Source organism: Providencia sp. PROV004, assembly GCF_011045615.1.
GTDB lineage: Bacteria > Pseudomonadota > Gammaproteobacteria > Enterobacterales > Enterobacteriaceae > Providencia > Providencia rettgeri.
Window position 1 is genome coordinate 4494465 of record NZ_CP042859.1, and the last position, 19522, is coordinate 4513986.

Sequence of the window (19522 nt, forward strand, 5' to 3'; positions counted from 1 at the left end):
GATGAATGACAACGTATTTATTATTGCCGAAGCTGGCGTTAATCATAATGGTAATTTTGAACTTGCTAAAAAATTGATTGATGCAGCTGTTGATGCAGGTGTTGATGCCGTAAAGTTTCAAACTTGGAAAACTGAGCTTTTAGTAACAGAAGATGCTCAAATGGCTGAGTATCAGATAGAAAATACCAAGGTAAAAGAAACACAATTTGAAATGCTCAAGCGTTTAGAACTCAGTTACGAAGATTTTACTGAATTAAAAGAATACTGCGTAGAAAAAAACATCATATTTATGTCAACGCCTGATGAAGAGCAAAGTGCTAATTTTTTAAATAATTTACAAGATATTTTCAAAATTGGTTCTGGTGAATTAACCAATACCCCTTTCTTACGTCATATTGCTAATTTTGGTAAACCTGTCATTTTATCTACTGGGATGGGATATTTATCTGAAGTTGAACATGCTATTTTTACGCTACTAGATGCCGGTTTATTAATTCAACAAATCACAGTTCTTCACGCTACAACAGATTACCCAACCTCACCTGAAGATGTGAACTTACTAGCAATGACAACAATTAAAAATGCATTTCCAGGCATTACTGTTGGCTATTCAGACCATACTTTAGGCATTGAAATTCCTATTGCAGCGGTTGCATTGGGTGCTAAGGTCATTGAGAAACATTTTACGCTAGATAAAAATATGGATGGCCCAGACCATAAAGCCAGTTTAGAACCGACAGAGCTCTCAAATATGGTTAAAGCGATTCGCAATATTGAACAAGCTCTTGGGACGGGTTGGAAAGTACCCACAAAAACTGAAAAACTAAATCGTGATGTTGTCAGAAAAAGTATTATCGCGAAAAAAGCCATTCCTCTTGGAACTCCTATAACGGAAGATATGCTTGAAATAAAGCGGCCGGGCAATGGTATTCCTCCGACTCGATGGGATGAAGTGGTTGGTTCTATAGCTAAAAAAGATTATCAAACAGGAGAGTTAATTTAGTGCGTAAAATTTGTGTAGTAACTGCAACTCGAGCTGAATACGGGCTATTGCGATGCCTACTAGAAGATATACAGCATGATCCTCAGCTAGAACTGCAACTTATATCGACAGGCACGCATTTATCTCCTGAATTTGATTATACGCACCAACAAATTTTAGATGATGGGTTTACTGTTAATAAAAAAATTGAAATTTTACTATCATCAGACTCAGCTGTGGGCGTCAGTAAAAGTATGGGGCTAGCTCAGATTAGCTTTGCGGAAGCTTTTGATGAGCTAAAACCTGATATTGTTGTGGTACTCGGCGATAGATATGAATTAATCCCCATCGTTTCTGCTGCAAATATGGCAAAAATACCCATCGCTCACCTCAGCGGTGGTGAAATAACAGAAGGTGCCATTGATGAACTAGTCCGCCACGCAATAACTAAGTTATCACAATTGCATTTCACTGCGATGGAAGAATATACCAACCGTGTTATACAGATGGGAGAACCACCTGAACGAGTATTTACAGTGGGTGAAATAGGTTTAGATAACTTACTGCGCATGAAGTTAATGTCACGAGAAGAATTTGAATCTGCAATAAACTGCCAACTACAAGAAAAAAATATTCTTTTCACTTATCACCCAGAGACGACTCAGGATATAGAAGAAATAAAAGGGGACTTTACAGAGATCCTAAAAGGGTTAAGTCAATTAAATAATACGCTGATTATTTTTACAAAGGCAAATGCGGATGTAGGAGGACGGCTAATAAATAAAATGATTGATGAATTTGTTGTTGAAAACTCCAATAAGGCAATTGCATTCACTTCATTAGGGCAATTAAGATATTTATCAGCACTACAATATGTTGATGCCGTTATCGGTAACTCTTCAAGTGGCATAGTTGAAGCCCCTTCATTTAAATTAGCAACAATAAATATAGGTAATCGACAGAGAGGAAGAGTCAGGGCAAACAGTGTTATTGATATAAGTGCAGATACAGAACAGCTTCTCTTAGCAATAAATAAAGTGTATTCACCGGAATTCAAATCAATTTTGAATAGTACTCTTAATCCTTATGGACAGGGGAATAGCTCTAAACAAGTCGTTGAAATACTTAAACAGGCCAACTTAGAGTCATTAAAGACGAAACCATTCTATGACATCCCATTCTGCAAAAAATAAACCAATTGGTGGTGAACAAGAAATTTTTCATGATGGCTATTTTTATGGCACCACCAATAGTGGCCGCTCATCATTACGGTGGATAATCCAATCCATGCAACTGCAAGAAAAACGGATTCTTGTTCCTGATTTCATCTGCCAAGTAGTGATTGATGTCCTACATGAGTACAACATAGAAATCGCCTTCTACAAAATAAATGATAATTTTGAATTCATACTACCCTCAATATCAACACAAGTTGACGCCTTTTATCTTATTAGATATTTTGGGCACACCTCGGATTCCTTTAAATCAGCACTCGCGAGTTTGACTGTTCCCATCATTATTGATGATGTATTTGGTACCGAATTACCGCAATTCAAAAATTCAGTTAAATGGAGTTATTTTAATAGTTTACGAAAAATATCTTCTATTTCAGACTTTAGCCAGGTAATTTCAAATACTCCTTTAATTGAGATAAAAAAAGAACCGCTTCCCATATTTTCAAATTTAAAATATCAAGCCAAAGAAGCAAAAGCAAAATTCATTGAATCATCTGAAGGTGAAGAAAGTCATTACCTAACACTATTTTCAAAAGCAGAAAAATTATTAGATAATTCAAATGGAATATTTTCCGCTGACGATAAGAGCATTAACTTAACTAACCAGTTTTATCGTAAGTTAGATCAGACTAAAGCCATACATAAAAAAAATCTAATCACTGCGAAGCAACACTTAAATAGTCATCAATTTATTGATATCTCACCTGAATACCCCAGCTTTTTACCTTTAACGTTAAAAAATCGTGATAACGTTCGACTGACACTCATGGAACACTCCATTTTTTTAGCTGTTCATTGGCCTGAAATACAAGAAGCTTCAAATGAATTATCTCCAAAAATACTATCTTTGCCGTTAGATTCTCGTTACACCACTGAAGATATTCAACATATGTGTGAGTTAATTAAAAAACTTGACCGATAGCCAGAAAGAAACACCTAACTAATCAAATAGTTAAATATAAAAATTAGGGTAAAAAGAATGAGTTCTAAATGGAAAAATGTATTACTTCCTTCTTCTGCAACAATATTAGATGCATTAGATGTCATTAATAGAGAAGGCTTACGCATTGCATTAGTCACTGATAAAAATGATTATTTAATCGGGGTAGTCGCAGATGGCGATATCCGCAGAGGACTATTAAACAACCTTTCACTCTCTGATCCCATAACAATGGTGATGAATACCAATCCTACGACAGCGGAAATTGACACTCCGAAAGAAGAATTGGTCGAATTAATGAGAGTAAAAGAAATTCTTTCCATTCCTTTACTTCAGAATGGAAAAATTGCTGGTTTGGAAATATTACAAAACGTATTAAGCAAACCCAAATATCAAAATCCAGTTTTCATCATGGCGGGCGGCTTTGGTACTCGGTTAAAGCCATTAACCGACTCTTGCCCTAAACCTATGTTAAAAATTGGCAATAAGCCAATGCTAGAAACCATTATTCGCCATTTTATCAAAGCTGGCTTTTCAAATTTTTATATTTCAACGCATTACATGCCCGAAGTTATTCAGAATTACTTTGGTAATGGTGAAAAATTAGGTGTGAACATTCAATATGTTTATGAAGATAAACCATTAGGAACTGGCGGAGCACTGGGGCTATTACCTGCAGATCTTTCCCAAGAACATCCACTCATTATGATTAATGGCGATATTTTAACCACTATAGATTATCATAAACTACTAAAATTTCATAATGATAATCGGGCCGATGCCACTATGTGTGTAAGAGAATACTCATATCAAATACCTTATGGCGTGGTTAATAGCGAAGGACAAAAAATTACCTCAATGGTAGAAAAACCAAGTTATCAATATCATGTCAATGCAGGTATCTATGTTGTATCTCCACAAATGATTAATTCTGTAGTAAAAAATAGTTATATCGACATGCCTACATTATTAAGCCATCACATTGAAAATAATAAAAATATTCTTATGTATCCCATTTATGAGTATTGGCTCGATATAGGCCGTTTAGATGATTTCAATAAGGCACAAATTGATATCTATAATTTAGGTATAGAATCATGATAGATAATAAAAAAGTTATGGCGTTTATTCCTGCAAGAGGGGGAAGCAAACGCCTACCGCATAAAAACATATTGCCTTTAGCAGGGCAGCCTTTAATTTCATGGTCAATAGAAGCGGCACAAAATAGCCAATATATTGATGATATATTTGTTAGTACAGATGATGCAGATATTGCAGAAGTTAGTACTAGCTATGGTGTAAAAGTACCTGAATTAAGGCCTTCACATTTAGCCACTGACGAAGCATCAACAGAAAGTGTACTTACATATACTTTAGATAAATTCGGTAAAGATGTTGATATTATCGTCTTATTACAACCAACCTCTCCGCTTAGAAATGCACAACACATTGATAATGCCTTAGAAATGTACATAGAAAAAAATGCATTTTCTATTGTTTCAGTAACACCTTGCGAACACTCACCATTGTGGGCAAATACACTGCCAAAAAACCATTCAATGGGTGATTTTATTCGCCCAGAATCATTAAAGCGCTCACAAGATTTAAGCACTTTTTACCGCATCAACGGTGCCATCTACATTTTCGATGCCAAAAAACTAATGGAATATGGTGAAATACGTTATACCCCTGAGTCATATGCCTTTATTATGGACCCAATCCACTCAGTCGATATCGATCAATCAATTGATTTTAGTTTTGCTGAGCTATTGATGCATCAAGTTAAGAATTTAACTGAATAATACCGCGCAACAAGTTCGCTTCGAGCCCCTTCATCATGGACTGTTAAGTTTGACAGCATATTTTATCAAAAACGGGTTATGTTTTTAGCATAATCCGTTTTTTTATCCCTCAAACATTATTATTCTAGTCAAAAATACACCATTCATATAATCCCTTATGACAACCAAGTTAATTAATATAATCAATTAAGCATTTTATTAATCTATTCCTACACGGAATTCGGATAAATATAGAAATATTAGGATCTGGCTTTTATTGAACCCACACTAAAAGCAATGATATACAAGGAATAACTTAACTTAAATATTTAATCGCGTACAAAGCGTAAGAATAGGATTATAACCTAATAATTTAAAATAACTTATTCTATTGGTGATTGTGTTAGGACTATTCTCTAACGCTATCGCAGTGATAGTCAGTAACTAGCTTTAATGGTATTATTAATCGCTTTTTACTTGACCAAATAAATGCTGAGGCATACCCTTTGGCGGTAAAAAAACAATAAGCTTTGCTTATCAATTGAGCAAATTAGCAAAAAATGCAATGTTTTCAATTGATAAGTATGCATTTACAAATTCAATGGTGCTCTGGGACCCGACAACCCAGTGCGGTAGCTATGGTTGCTTTCAATTTTCAAGGCTATCTTCTTTAATTTTAGCTCTACGATACATTAATAGTATAGAACCTAAATAATTTATAAACTGGCATGAATTAATTATAAAATTTTAACTTAATATTAATAAAATATTTTAAATATAGATATTGTATTTACATATGGAAACTTTTCTTAAAAATGACATATAATACAAAATTATCTTTCTGTAATTATGGTAAATTTAAATATGAAAAAAATACTAACGTATGGCACTTTTGATTTATTTCATGTCGGTCATGTTAGACTGTTGAAAAGGTTAAGTGAAATGGGAGAGCAATTGATTGTAGGGATATCTACTGATGAATTTAATAAAATAAAAGGCAAAGAATCAATTTTTTCATATGAAGAACGCAGTGAAATAGTTAGTGCTTGTAAATATGTAGATCTAGTAATACCTGAGCATAATTGGGAACAGAAGGTAAATGATATACAAAAATATGATATCACAACATTTGCTATTGGAAATGATTGGGAAGGAAAATTTGATTTTTTATCCGATTATTGTAATGTAAAATATTTAGAAAGAACAGAAAACATTTCAACAACCGACATAAAAAAATCAATTACTAAAATTAGAAATGAAGGTTTAGTCAAATTAGAAGAAACCGTATCAGAAATTAAAAACATACTTGATGCTTTAAAGTACTAATAGAGAATATTTTGGTAAAGAAAAACACTCTTATAAACAATATAATTTTATTGTTTATATTACAATTTTTTAATTATTTAGCACCATTTCTAGTTCTTCCTTACCTCACTAGAATTTTATCTAGCGATAGTTTTGGTGAATATATATATTTTATTACTATCGGGCAATTACTTGTAATATTTTTAGGCCTAGGCTTTGATTTATCTGCTCCAAGAAAAATATCTCGGCGAACAGATAACAAATACAAAAATTACTTTACAAGCGTTTGTTTATTAAAGCTAATTTTTTTATCCCTTTCAATCATAGGACTTTTTTTCGCTTCGCTAGCTATACCAAATATAACTTTTTTTTCTATATTTTGTTTATTTTTTACTGGACTAGGCTTGATATTCACACCACAATGGTTTTTTGTAAGTATACAAAAAATGAAAATGGTTACTTTTTCAGGCATTATAACAAAAGTTATTTTCATTGTTTTCATCTTGGTTTTTATTAAAAATGATAATGATTTAAATTATATATATTTTCTCTATGCCATATCTTATGCTATTCCTGCGATTATCTGCATGTATGTCTTAAACAAGAGTTACAGTTTATTCACTGTTCCTTCAAAAAAATACACTTGGCTTGTATTTCTCGATACACTACCGTTTTTCATATCAAGAGTGGCAGTTTCAACATATACAGTAAGCTGTGGGCTAGTAGTTGGAACTGTATTAGGAGCAGTTGCTTTATCCACCTATGCTATATCTGAAAAACTGTATGTTGCAGCTCAATCTTTAATCTACCCTATAACAAATGCCTTGTACCCATACATGGCAAAAGAAAGAAATCTATCGATTGCTAAAAAAATATTGTTAATTTCTTTTATAATATCAATTATAGGTGTAATTATCGGTTATAATATATCAGAAGCATTAATCATTCTTATATTTGGTGATTTTTATAGTACAAGCTATACTGTATTAAATATATTTATAATAACACTTGGATTTGTATTTCCATCAATTATCATTGGTTATCCAATACTTTCATCTTTTGGAAAATCTAATATCACAAACCGCAGCGTATTTTGTGGAGTTATAGTTTTTACAGTATTAACACCTATTATTATTATTACTGGTAACTTAACACCAAAATCAATGGCTATTATTGTATTGCTATCAGAAATATCTGTTTTTCTAATTCGTTTTATATTTTTTATAAAGTATTTTATACTAGGTAAACATGAAAAATCTTATTAAAATATTAATCCTCTGGCCATTATATTATATAAGTGGTTTTTTTTCTCGTGATAATAAAATATGGCTATTCGGTAGTTACAGAAATAAATTTAATGATAATGCAAAGTACTCTTATCTGAAATGTCATCATACATATAAAAACATTAAATGTTATTGGATAAGCGATGATGAAAACATAATAGCTGAACTTAAAAACAAAGGATATCATGCAGTAAAAAGAAGAAGTATAAAAGGCATGATAATTATGCTTAAAGCAGGCGTATACTTCGTATCTTCCTATACGACAGATATTTGTTTTTGGACATCCAGAAATGTGTTTTATGTAAACTTATGGCATGGGCTACCGTTAAAAAAAATAGAATATGATATACGGACTGGCCCTTTATTTAAAAAATATAATAGTGAAAACTTATTTGACAAAATAAAATATAGAACTTTAGAACCTGAGTGTTTCAAAAAACCAAATCTAATGTTTGCTCCTAGTGATTTTTGGTGCTCAATACTTAGTAGTGCTTTCAAAGTTCATAAAGAAAATTTTATTATTTGTAGCTTTCCACGAACTGATATTTTCTTTGATAAAATCGGTCTTCAAAAGATATATTTAGAGTTTGAGAAAGAAGCACAAAAAATTATATTTAAACCAACTAAAAGAAAAAAAATACTATTAATGCCCACATTTAGAGATAATGGTACAGACTACTTTAAAGCATCCGGAATTCAGTTAGATGACTTATCTAGATTTGCAGAGAGTAACAACCTATTATTTTATATAAAGTTACACCCTAGTGACCACTTTAGTTCAACAAAGTCTGATCTCAAAGGTGTAAAAATTATAACTAACGTTGTTTCTGATATCTATCCTTACTTAAATACTTTTGATTTATTAGTTACAGACTATTCATCTATTTACTTAGATTACGTACTCTTAAATAAGCCTCTACTATTTTATCCATTCGATATCATTGAATACAAGCAAGAATCCAGAGAAATGTATTTTGATTATGATGAGTTTACCCCCGGAGATAAAGCTTATACATACTCGGAACTAAAAAACATGATTATAAAAAACTTAGTTCACAGTGATAAAACACAAGTGCAACATAATTTTCTAAAGAAATATTATTCTAATGCAACTCTTAAAAACTCTGATGATATTTACAAGAGGATTATGGAAAGATTAAATATAGGTGATGATAATGTTATCTAGGTATTTTTTATTTTCATCTTCATTACTTTCATTTTCATATGCTTTTATCTCAGATTTGACTAGCCAATATGATTATAATTTAATTACTTTTTTTTTCCTACTTTCATTCTCTATTTTTTTAATCACTAATTTAAAAAAAGGGTTTAGCTGCCTATCAACCTTCTCATTTTGGTTCTTGTTCTTTAATTTTATGTATATGTTTATCGGTCCGATCTATATATATTATTTTTCTTATGACTTTTTCCCTAAAAACCATGATTATGATAGCGACATTTTTGTCTTTAATTCGGCACTAATATCATATTCATTATTAACACTCTTATTTTCTCTATTTATACATGAGCCTAAAAATAAACAATTTAATTTTTACTTCATAAGAAACGAATTACTATCTAATAATAAAATTATAAAATTATATATAATATCATCGGCTTTATTTTTATTTACTTTATTGTTGTTTTTCTCTAGTGGATTGTATCAACTCTCATTTAGTGGAGAAGATAGAGTAACTATAAAAGATTATATTGACGTTGATATTTGGTATCTATTAGGGAGTATTGTATCTGTATTTACATGTTTTATTTTCACTAATTATATCAATATAAAGAACAATAGATTTAATTTATTTATCATATTTTTATTATCATCTACATATTACTTTATTGACCTATCTATTGGAGGAAGGAAGTTTTTAATATACTTTTCGATAGTAGCACTCTTTACTCTAAGCAAAACAAATAAATTAAATGTAAAAAAAATGCTCATGATTATAATCCCTATTATATTGGCGATGCTATCAAGGGGCTTAATGGATAAGGTAAACTGGGGTGAACGTGATATCATTGATATTATTGTAGGATATGTTGGGGAATTTATTTTTACAAACCTTACATCCACTATTACAGTATATTCTAATTACGCTTCATGTGATATTTACCCTTCGCCAATTAATCCTTATCTATCTTGGATATTTTATTACATTCCACGAGCTTTTTTTGAACTAAAACCTTACTCTGTTGCTTATAATTTTTCAGCTTACATGGATGTAGGAATGGGTTTTGCTTTGACACCATTGACAGAGTCGTTATGCGCATTTAGAGGATTAGGTCCATATATATTCCCTTTGATATTTACAATTATAATTTATATTATATATAAATTATCAAAAAAATATCCATACATTTACATATTATTAATTAGTATGGTTATGGATATCAACCGTGGTGAAATATCATATTTCATTAATAATATCATATTTATGTTTTTTATCTGGTATTGTCTGGAAAGGGTTAATAAATCGAAATGAATTCTATAGTTAAAAATATTTTTATACTTACTAGTGATGGTACTAGAACAACTGATATGAATAAGTTAATATCTTCAATTGATAATATCAAAAATAAATTTATTGTTTTTGTGAATCAATCGCCTATTCCATCAAATTATTCAGGTTTATTTGAACAATATACTATCGACTATCATATAATTGATATTTGTCATATCGCTCCTTTAGCCGCAGTCCGTAATTTAGCTCTTGATTATATTGAAAATTATCTATCTCCCAGTGATATTGATCGTATAATATACTCAGATGACGATTGCTACTATAGTCAGGACTACTGTAATTTTTTAAATCATGAAAATAGTAATGATGTTATAAATGTTTTTCCTGTTGTCGATGAAAATAATAATTTTTTCACATCTAAAGGTGTACCCAAGATTAAGTCTATAAAAAAGATAAAAAAACAAGATATAATGTTTTATACCTGTTCGATCTCTTTTGTTTTGCCATATAAAATATCAAAAGGATATAGATTCAATGAAAAAATAGGATTAGGAAATGTAATTAATCAGGGTGAGGAAACTGACTATTTAGAAAGGTTAATATCTGGAAAAAAAATAAATTTTATATTTCAACCGAATATTAAAATTTTTCATCCAAGAAAAACTAATTACCCTAATAAAGTTTTTTATTCTTTAGCGTATTTTTTATCGTATAAGTGTGTATACTCATCAAACAAATCTCTGTATTTTAAGTACTCTATTCTCTTTTTCTCCAAATATATTTTATTCTCACTTTTTCTTGTTTGGAAAAAAAAATATAGAGGGCTACTTTTCCATACTCTACATGGAGTAAAGGATGGAATTAGAGATAAACATTTATGTTTTAACTAAGGAAAATAATGAAAGTTTTATTATTGACACCTAGATACCCTTATAAGGTTGATGGAGGAGGGTTACTGAAAACAAAGAAAATTATTGATTTTTTGTCTCGGTATGTTGATTTGAAGATTGTATCATTAAATACTGATTTAAATAATTTGGCCTGTTCCGATGCTCATGTAGAATATCCATTAAAAGAGCAAGTTTATAACCCCAACGCTTTAAATCTAATAAAAAGCTATTTTAAAAACACTCCATTATCAATAGCTAGGAATAATAGCCCTCCGTTATATAATGATATTAACTCATTAATAAATGATGCTGATGTTATATTTGTTGACCATTTTATCATGTATCAATACATTCCAAAGAGTACAAATAAGAAAATAATTCTTCATCAACATAATGCGGAATATAAAATATGGTCTCGAAGAGCTAATAATGAAGATAATATAATAAAAAGAATAATTTTGTCTTTTGAAGCATTACGAGTTAAAAAATTTGAAAAAAAAATATGTGGTAATGCTAATTTGATTTATTCCTCCCCTAATGATAAGGATGCATTAATTAATATAGGCATTCCTCCTGAAAAAATAAAAATAACTTACCATTTAGGTGATGATTCATTATTGCAATACCCTATATCAAAATTTGATGAATTAAATAATGACATTGTTTTCTTAGGTAATTTGTTTTGGGAACCTAATTTGGATGGCCTAACTTGGTTTTTAGCTCACATATGGCCCCTTATTTTAGATAAAACTGGAAATAGCAAAATTTATATTATTGGAAACATTTCAGATAATATAAAAAACCTATTATTAGAGTCAAAGAATGTCGTCGTATGTGGCTTTGTTGATGATTTAAATACCATACTTAGTAAATGTAAGGTGTTTATATCCCCACTGCGTTTTGGTAGTGGAATGAAAGTTAAAAATATAACTGCATTATATAAAGGCATGCCCATAGTTACGACAAGTATTGGTGCTGAGGGTATAGATCTAGTAAATGGAGTTAATGCATTTATTCATGATGATCCAGATAGCTTCTCAAAAGCTATTATCAAATTATTGGATGACCCAAAGTTATGCCAATCAATGGCAACTAACGCAAGAAATTTAGCGGAAAAAAAATATTCTTGGGATAAAAATTTAACTAAGCTACTTGAGGGCATTCAAAAATGACAGTTGAAGTTTTCGGGTTAAAATTTAAGGGAACAGACCTTAAAAAATTACTTTCTCCTTCAGATACTCTCAAATTTGTAGTAACTGTAAATTCTGAATTCATTATTGATGCCCATAAAGACTCTTCATTTATGGAAATAATAAATTCAAATTATTCAACTTTTGATGGACAAATACCTTATTTTTTCGCTAAAAGACTTGTTAAAGAAAAAATTGATAAAATAAGTGGCTCTGACTTAATTTATGATATTTTAAAAATCTCAAGTAACAATAAAGAAAAAGTATTTTTACTCGGCGATAATCTTACTGTTAACGAACAAGCAGTAAAAATAGCAAGAGAATGTTTTGGTTCAGATTGTTATGGTTATTCCCCCCCTTTTGAACCTTACCCTTTTTCAGAAAAATCAAATATTGAAATACTTGAAAAAATTAAAGATATAAAACCTTATTATTTATTCGTTGCTTTTGGAGCAAAAAAACAAGAGTTTTGGATTGAGGAAAATAAAGTTTTACTAGAAAAATATGGGGTTAGATTCGTTGTAGGTTGTGGTGGTTCAATATCATTTTTAGCACAAAAAATAAATCGAGCACCAAAGTTTATACAAAGTCTCGGGCTCGAAAGTGTATACCGCCTAATGCAAGAACCAAAGTTATTCAGATTAAAGCGTTTAATTAAAAGTTTTTTATTTTTTAGATATATAGGTAAATAATTATGATAGTTCCTGTAATTTTAGCCGGGGGCTCAGGTTCTCGTTTATGGCCTCTTTCTCGAACTCAATATCCTAAGCAATTTATCCCATTAGTTAATAAAGATTCTATGCTTCAAAATACATTACATAGAATCAATGAGCTATCAAATAGTTCGCCTATTGTTATCTGTAATAATGACCATCGCTTTATGGTTGCTGAGCAATTGCGTGATATTAACATTACGTCTGCATCTATAATTTTAGAGCCAGTCAGTCGAAATACTGCACCAGCTATCGCTTTAGCAGCGTTAAAAGCCATGGAAGAGGGGAATGACCCTTTGTTGCTAGTTTTGGCTGCTGATCATGTAATTACGAATATTGAAGCTTTTAACAAAATAGTATTAAGTGCCCAAAATGCTGCTGAAGAAAACATGCTTATAACGTTTGGAGTAATTCCAACACATGCAGAAACGGGATATGGGTACATAAAGCAAGGTAAAAAATTATCTTCTAATTTATTTGAAGTCGATGAGTTTGTTGAAAAACCGGATATTGAAACAGCAAATTCATATTTAACATCCGGCTCTTTTAGCTGGAATAGCGGTATCTTTTTATTTAAAGCATCTACTTATTTGAATGAGTTAAAAAAGTATAGTCCCAAAATTTTTCATTGCTGTTGTAATGCGATTAATTCTGCATATGATGATCTTGACTTTATTAGAATCTCTAAAGATATATTTTCCGATTGCCCTAATGACTCTATTGATTATGCCGTTATGGAAAAAACGCGAAAAGCGGCAGTCATACCAATGAGTGTAGGTTGGAGCGATGTAGGCTCTTGGTCAGCCTTATGGGATGTACAAAATAAAGATTCTAATGGGAATGTTATTAGAGGCGATACTCTAATAGAAAATAGTACTAATAGTTATATTTATGCAAAAAACAAGCTTGTTGCAGCTATAGGAGTTAATGATTTAATTATTGTTGAAACAAAGGATGCCGTACTCGTCGTCAACAAGAACCATGTTCAAGATGTTAAAAACATAGTTAATATACTTAAACAGCAAAATCGTACTGAATATTTAAGACACCTAGAGATCTTTCGACCTTGGGGAAAGCATGAACACATAGCTGATGGAGAGCGCTATCACGTTAAAAAAGTTATTGTTCGGCCAGGTGAAAAAACAGCCACTCAAATTCATTATCATCGAGCAGAGCATTGGGTTGTCGTATCGGGTACTGCAAAAGTTAAAAATGGAAGTTCTGAATATTTTATAACTGAGAATGAATCAACTTATATTCCTATTGGTTCACCTCATTCTTTTGAAAACCCAGGAAAAATAGATTTAGAGATAATAGAAGTTCGTACCGGTCAATATCTTTCAGAAGATGATATTAAGCGCATAGGAACTGAAGGCGAAGGTTACTAATAATGAGTATATTAAAATGTAATAAAATAATCAAAGAATCAGGGATACAATTTGGTACTAGTGGCGCTCGAGGATTAGTCACTCAATTTACCAATGAATCCTGCTCTGCATTTACCCATGCATTTATTAATAGCTTAAAAAATGAATTCGATTTCAAGCAAATAGCAATCGCCATAGATAACCGCCCAAGCAGTGAATTTATTGCTACCGCCTGTGTAACAGCGATAAAGCAACAAGGTATAGAACCTCTATATTACGGTGTGATTCCAACACCTGCGCTTGCATATACCGCAATGAAAAATAATATTCCTTGTATCATGGTGACGGGGAGTCATATTCCATTCGATAGAAATGGTCTAAAATTTTATCGACCAGATGGTGAAATCACTAAAATTGATGAAGTCGCTATTTTAAATAATAACTCGCAATTTGAGATACCAGATGTTACTCCACAAATATTATCAATAAATACACTAGCTACAGAAGAGTATCTCAATCGGTATTTGTCTATTTTTAATGAAGATTTATTAGCTGGTAAGCGTATTGGTATTTATGAGCATTCTAGTGCTGGGCGTGATATATACCCAGTTTTATTCAAAAAGCTTGGCGCTGAAGTTATTTCTCTAGACCGTAGCGACATGTTTGTTCCAATTGATACTGAAGCTGTGTCTGAAGAGGACAAGATAAAAGCAAGGAATTGGTCAAAATTACACAAACTTGATGCTATTTTTTCTACTGATGGGGATGGCGATCGTTCGCTTGTTGCAGATGAAAACGGCGAATGGCTACGCGGGGATATATTAGGTTTGTTATGTGCATTAGAGATGAATATTGAAGCGCTAGCAATCCCTGTTAGTTGCAATACTATCATTTCATCACATAAAGATTTTAAGTGTGTAAAACAAACTAAAATTGGTTCTCCTTATGTTATTGAAGCATTTTCTGATTTAGCTAAAAATTATATGAAAATAGCGGGTTTTGAAGCTAATGGTGGTTTTCTTTTAGGTTCTAATATTGAAATTAATGGTAAGAAATTATCTGCACTACCAACCAGAGATGCGGTGTTACCCTTTTTGATGTTGCTATCTGCCGCAAAAGAAAAAGGAATTGCTGAATTAGTTGATTCATTGCCACAGCGCATTACCTTTAGTGATAGAATACAAAATTTCGCAACAGAGAAAAGTAAATCTATCATTAAAAAAGCTCAAGAAAACCCAAAACACTTATTGCAACATTTAGGCTTTAGTGATGAGCAACTACTAGATTTGAATGCAATTGATGGGCTAAGAATAACATTATCAAATGGTAATATTATTCATCTAAGGCCATCAGGTAATGCACCGGAATTAAGGTGCTATGCCGAAGCGAATGATCACCAAACCGCACAGTCCATTGTGCAGCAATCACTAAAAAATATTCAAACTTTCTCTGAAAGTTAACTTTTTGGCTTTGTCATACTGATCACTTTAGTAATTATTATTTCGATAAACAGCATAATAATTATCACAACTTTGGTAAATTACGAGCATCAATATAAATTACTTCCGTTGTCACATTATGTATAAGTGGGAATGATGATATCCATCGTCACTTATACCTTATCTAATCATTTTTTATCATAGGATGGTACCGTGTTTAGGAAGCCTTTCCCACTTACACTACTAACAATCAGTATTTTATTAACAGGCTGCACCGTCACCCCCGGTGCCTATATATCAACCTCAGGCAAAAATGTGGTTGATACTGGTGACCGTGACATTACTAAATTGGTTGATATCTACCCAATTTCGCCAAAATTATTGGATGATATGTACACTGCCCCCACCATTGCTAAACCGAATGCGCAGTTAGAAAAGCAACTGACTCACTATGAATACCGTGTAGGTGCAGGTGATGTATTAACTATCACGGTTTGGGATCACCCTGAACTGACTATCCCTGCGGGTTCATACCGTAGTGCGCAAGACTCCGGTAACTGGGTACATTCCGATGGGACTATCTACTACCCGTATATTGGTAAAGTCAAAGTGATCGGTAAAACCGTCACTGAAATCCGTACTCTGATCAGCAACCGTTTAGCCACCTATATCGAATCCCCACAAGTGGATGTGAGTATTGCCGCCTTCCGCTCACAAAAAATGTATGTTTCGGGTGAAGTGGCGAAACCAGGTACCTTGCCAATTACCAACGTGCCACTGACTATCTTAGAAGCCTTTAATAATGCCGGTGGTTTAACCGAAAAAGCCGATTGGGATAATGTGGTGCTCACCCGTAATGGCAAAGAAATCAAAGTGTCATTACAAGATTTAGTTCAGTACGGCGATTTAACCCAAAACTACCTGATGCTACCGGGTGATGTGCTATATGTGCCACGTAATGATAGCCAAAAAGTGTTTGTAATGGGTGAAGTGGGTCAACCAACGACCTTAACCATTGACCGTGCGGGTATGAGTATTACTGAAGCCTTAAGCAAAGCGAGTGGGATAGACCAAACAACAGCTAATGCAACAGGGGTATTTGTTATTCGCCCAATTAAAAACCAACCAGCAGAAGACAAAGAACTCGAAGCTCTATTACCGAAAAAAATGGCCGCTGTTTATCAGTTAGACCTATCAGATGCGACATCGCTTGTAATGGGTACTGAATTTAAACTGCAGCCTTATGACTTAGTGTATGTTACCGCTGCGCCTGTGGTGCGTTGGAACCGTTTGATTACCCAACTGTTACCAACTATCGCTTCATATAATCAGTTAACCGAAGGTACCAAGCGTATTCACGACTGGTAATCGATATGTTTAATAATATTCTCGTTGTTTGTATGGGAAATATCTGCCGCTCTCCTACGGGGGAGCGTTTATTACAACAGTATTTTCCCGAAAAAACTGTTCATTCGGCAGGTATTATCGCTAAAAATGATATGCCTGCTTATGACAGTGCCATCCGGATTGCCGAGCAACATAGCCTTTCCCTTGAAAACCATCAATCACGTCGATTAACCAGCGAAATATGCCATAAAGCAGACTTAATCCTAGTGATGGAAAACGATCATATTGCTAAAATCCACCAGCAGTTTCCTGAAACTCGCGGTAAGGTGATGTTATTTGGGCAATGGATCAATAAAACCGAAATTCCTGACCCGCACAAACGCAGCGATGAAATGTTTGAACATGTTTACCAGTTGATGGAAAAAGCCGCGATTGCTTGGCAAGGCAAAATTTAATTTTATTTATTGGATGACTTAACATTTAACCTATTATGAACACAACAAAAAATAGCTCCCCTGCCTCAGATGAAATCGATCTGCTCGCTCTGTTTAAAGTTTTGAAATCCAACACCATTAAAATTGGGTTTTTTACTGTTATTTTTGCGGCTATCGCCATTGCATACAGTTTATTAGCAACCCCCATATACCAAGCGAATGCTACCTTACAGTATGACAAATTAGGTCAGGTCTCATTACTCGACCAAATGAGTGATGTCATGCCATTTGGTAACAGCAATAACCAAGTCGACTCTGAAATTGAAGTCATCAAGTCCCGCATGGTGTTAGGTAAAACCGTTGCAGACTTGAACTTAGACACTCAAGCAGCCCCTGAAGGCTTTGTCAGTAAGTTACTTGGTGAAGTGGCTCCCGTCCATATTGCCCTATTTCAATTACCTGAAAACTTAATTGGCCAGCCATTGACCCTGACGTATTTGGGGGATAATAATTATTCCCTCAATGTGGATGGCCAAGTCTTGCAAGGTAAAGTGGGTGAAGTGCTCAAACAAGGGGAAATTAACTTATTAATTTCCAGTTTCGCGGCTGAAACTGGCGAAGAGTTTTCATTAATCAAAAATGCCCGTTACTCCACCATTGAAGACTTACGCAATACCCTAACCATCGCGGAAGTGGGCAAAGGTACCGGTATTATCAGTTTAGCCATTAAAGGTGCGGATCAAGTTGAGAATGTTAACATTCTCAACAGTGTTATCCAAAACTATGTAGACCAAAATACCGAACGTAAAAAAGAAGTCACCAACAATACACTCGTGTTCTTAGATGGCTATTTACCGACTATTAAAAAGAAATTAGATAACTACGAAAACCAGCTCAATGCCTTTCGCAAAAAGAATGAATCGATTGACCTTTCTTTAGAAGCCAAAGCCGCTTTAGATACTGCTTTGCAGGTCGAAGAAAAGCTCAATGAATTGACCTTCAAAGAAGTGGAGATTCAACAGTTATATACTCGTAACCACCCAGCTTATCAGTCCCTATTAGACAAGCGCCAACAGTTGTTACGCGAAAAAGAAAAAATCAGCAAAAACATTCAAAAATTACCGAATACCCAACAAGAAATCGTCCGTTTAACCCGTGATGTTGAAGCAGAACAAGCGATTTACGCTCAGTTAGTTGCGAAACAACAAGAGCTCAGTGTACTGAACTCCGGTATTACCGCGGATGTGCGTATTATTGATTCTGCGGAGTCCCAACCAAAGCCTGTGGCACCAAAAAAATCACTGATTGTTGCTCTTGCCACTATCCTTGGCTTTATTGTCGGCTGTGCGTATGTGATTGCTCGCGAGTTCTTTAATAATAAAATTAAGAGCACGGAAGATATCGATGCATTGGGTGTCAACGTCTACGCCACCATTCCTTTCTCAGCCCATGAGAAAAAACTGATTGAGGCTGGCAATAAGAGCCCATTAGCGATAGAAAACCCAGCAGATACCGCGGTTGAAGCTATCCGTTCATTACGTACCAGCGTGTACTTCTCGGTTATGAACCAAGGTAACAACCTCGTTATGGTGACTAGTGCGTCACCTGGAGTCGGGAAAAGTTTTGTTACCTCCAATATGGCGGTGGTACTGGCTAACGCAGGTAAGAAAGTGTTATTAATCGATACCGACTTACGTAAAGGTCGTTTGCACAAAGCCTTTGGGTTAAACAATAAAGCGGGCTTATCTGAATATCTGTCACAGCAAAACATAGAATCACCCACTATTCATGCCAACGTGATTGAAAATCTTGATGTGATTTGCCGTGGTAAAAATGTCACTCACTCGTCTGAATTATTAATGGGTGAGCGCTTTAAGCAGTTGCTGGATAAAGTCAAAAACCAATACGACATTGTGGTGATCGATACCGCACCAATCTTAGCAATTACTGACTCAGCAATTATTGGTAAATATGTCGGTACTTCATTACTGATTGCTTTCTACGGGGTGAATACCGTGAAAGATGTCGATTTATCACTGAAACGCTTTAAGCAAAATGATATCGAAATTACGGGTGTGATCTTGAATGGTATTGATGCAAGATCTGACGATTATAACTACCATTACGAATATTAAGACTCAG

General features: G+C 33.3%; 17 protein-coding genes. All 17 read left to right on the plus strand.

Features of this window, described 5'->3' with window-relative positions:
* Position 1 precedes the first annotated feature (1 nt).
* The 17 genes from neuB to FVA69_RS20910 all read left to right on the plus strand — a co-directional run bounded on the left by neuB (position 2) and on the right by FVA69_RS20910 (position 19515).
* Positions 2-1003, plus strand: a complete 1002-nt coding sequence (neuB, locus tag FVA69_RS20830; RefSeq protein WP_164529278.1) for an N-acetylneuraminate synthase — start codon at positions 2-4, stop codon at positions 1001-1003.
* A complete protein-coding gene (gene neuC, locus FVA69_RS20835; RefSeq protein ID WP_164529279.1) occupies positions 1003-2175 on the plus strand; it encodes a UDP-N-acetylglucosamine 2-epimerase in 1173 nt (390 codons plus the stop codon). The genes neuB and neuC overlap by 1 nt, the downstream gene beginning before the upstream one ends.
* Positions 2176-2269: 94 nt before the next feature.
* Complete coding sequence (locus tag FVA69_RS20840) at positions 2270-3139, plus strand: hypothetical protein (RefSeq protein ID WP_202983389.1); 870 nt, start codon at positions 2270-2272, stop codon at positions 3137-3139.
* Between the two features lie 57 nt (positions 3140-3196).
* Complete coding sequence (locus FVA69_RS20845) at positions 3197-4258, plus strand: nucleotidyltransferase family protein (RefSeq protein ID WP_164529281.1); 1062 nt, start codon at positions 3197-3199, stop codon at positions 4256-4258.
* Positions 4255-4959, plus strand: coding sequence for a cytidylyltransferase domain-containing protein (locus tag FVA69_RS20850; RefSeq protein ID WP_164529282.1), 705 nt, complete (start codon positions 4255-4257; stop codon positions 4957-4959). The genes FVA69_RS20845 and FVA69_RS20850 overlap by 4 nt, the downstream gene beginning before the upstream one ends.
* Before the next feature lie 843 nt (positions 4960-5802).
* Positions 5803-6264 (plus strand): adenylyltransferase/cytidyltransferase family protein, encoded by a 462-nt coding sequence (locus tag FVA69_RS20855; RefSeq protein WP_164529283.1) that lies wholly within the window; start codon positions 5803-5805, stop codon positions 6262-6264.
* 11 nt (positions 6265-6275) lie between these two features.
* Positions 6276-7508, plus strand: coding sequence for an oligosaccharide flippase family protein (locus FVA69_RS20860; RefSeq protein ID WP_164529284.1), 1233 nt, complete (start codon positions 6276-6278; stop codon positions 7506-7508).
* Positions 7492-8715: a CDP-glycerol glycerophosphotransferase family protein gene (locus tag FVA69_RS20865; protein WP_164529285.1), complete on the plus strand. Its 1224-nt coding sequence runs from the start codon at positions 7492-7494 to the stop codon at positions 8713-8715. The genes FVA69_RS20860 and FVA69_RS20865 overlap by 17 nt, the downstream gene beginning before the upstream one ends.
* Before the next feature lie 808 nt (positions 8716-9523).
* Positions 9524-10021, plus strand: a complete 498-nt coding sequence (locus tag FVA69_RS20870) for a hypothetical protein (protein WP_164529286.1) — start codon at positions 9524-9526, stop codon at positions 10019-10021.
* On the plus strand, positions 10018-10890 hold the full coding sequence (locus FVA69_RS20875) for a hypothetical protein (RefSeq protein WP_164529287.1): 873 nt from the start codon (positions 10018-10020) through the stop codon (positions 10888-10890). The genes FVA69_RS20870 and FVA69_RS20875 overlap by 4 nt, the downstream gene beginning before the upstream one ends.
* Positions 10891-10898: 8 nt before the next feature.
* Positions 10899-12062, plus strand: a complete 1164-nt coding sequence (locus FVA69_RS20880) for a glycosyltransferase family 4 protein (protein ID WP_164529288.1) — start codon at positions 10899-10901, stop codon at positions 12060-12062.
* Positions 12059-12772 carry a WecB/TagA/CpsF family glycosyltransferase gene (locus tag FVA69_RS20885; RefSeq protein WP_164529289.1) on the plus strand — a complete coding sequence of 238 codons (714 nt, stop codon included), beginning with the start codon at positions 12059-12061 and terminating at the stop codon, positions 12770-12772. The genes FVA69_RS20880 and FVA69_RS20885 overlap by 4 nt, the downstream gene beginning before the upstream one ends.
* A 2-nt stretch (positions 12773-12774) precedes the next feature.
* On the plus strand, positions 12775-14181 hold the full coding sequence (locus FVA69_RS20890; RefSeq protein ID WP_164529290.1) for a mannose-1-phosphate guanylyltransferase/mannose-6-phosphate isomerase: 1407 nt from the start codon (positions 12775-12777) through the stop codon (positions 14179-14181).
* 2 nt (positions 14182-14183) lie between these two features.
* Positions 14184-15620 (plus strand): phosphomannomutase, encoded by a 1437-nt coding sequence (locus FVA69_RS20895; RefSeq protein WP_164529291.1) that lies wholly within the window; start codon positions 14184-14186, stop codon positions 15618-15620.
* Between the two features lie 192 nt (positions 15621-15812).
* Positions 15813-16967, plus strand: a complete 1155-nt coding sequence (locus FVA69_RS20900) for a polysaccharide export protein (RefSeq protein WP_164529292.1) — start codon at positions 15813-15815, stop codon at positions 16965-16967.
* A 5-nt stretch (positions 16968-16972) separates the two neighbouring features.
* Positions 16973-17401 carry a tyrosine phosphatase gene (locus FVA69_RS20905; RefSeq protein WP_004906960.1) on the plus strand — a complete coding sequence of 143 codons (429 nt, stop codon included), beginning with the start codon at positions 16973-16975 and terminating at the stop codon, positions 17399-17401.
* A gap of 35 nt (positions 17402-17436) precedes the next feature.
* On the plus strand, positions 17437-19515 hold the full coding sequence (locus tag FVA69_RS20910) for a polysaccharide biosynthesis tyrosine autokinase (protein ID WP_202983390.1): 2079 nt from the start codon (positions 17437-17439) through the stop codon (positions 19513-19515).
* Positions 19516-19522 lie beyond the last annotated feature (7 nt).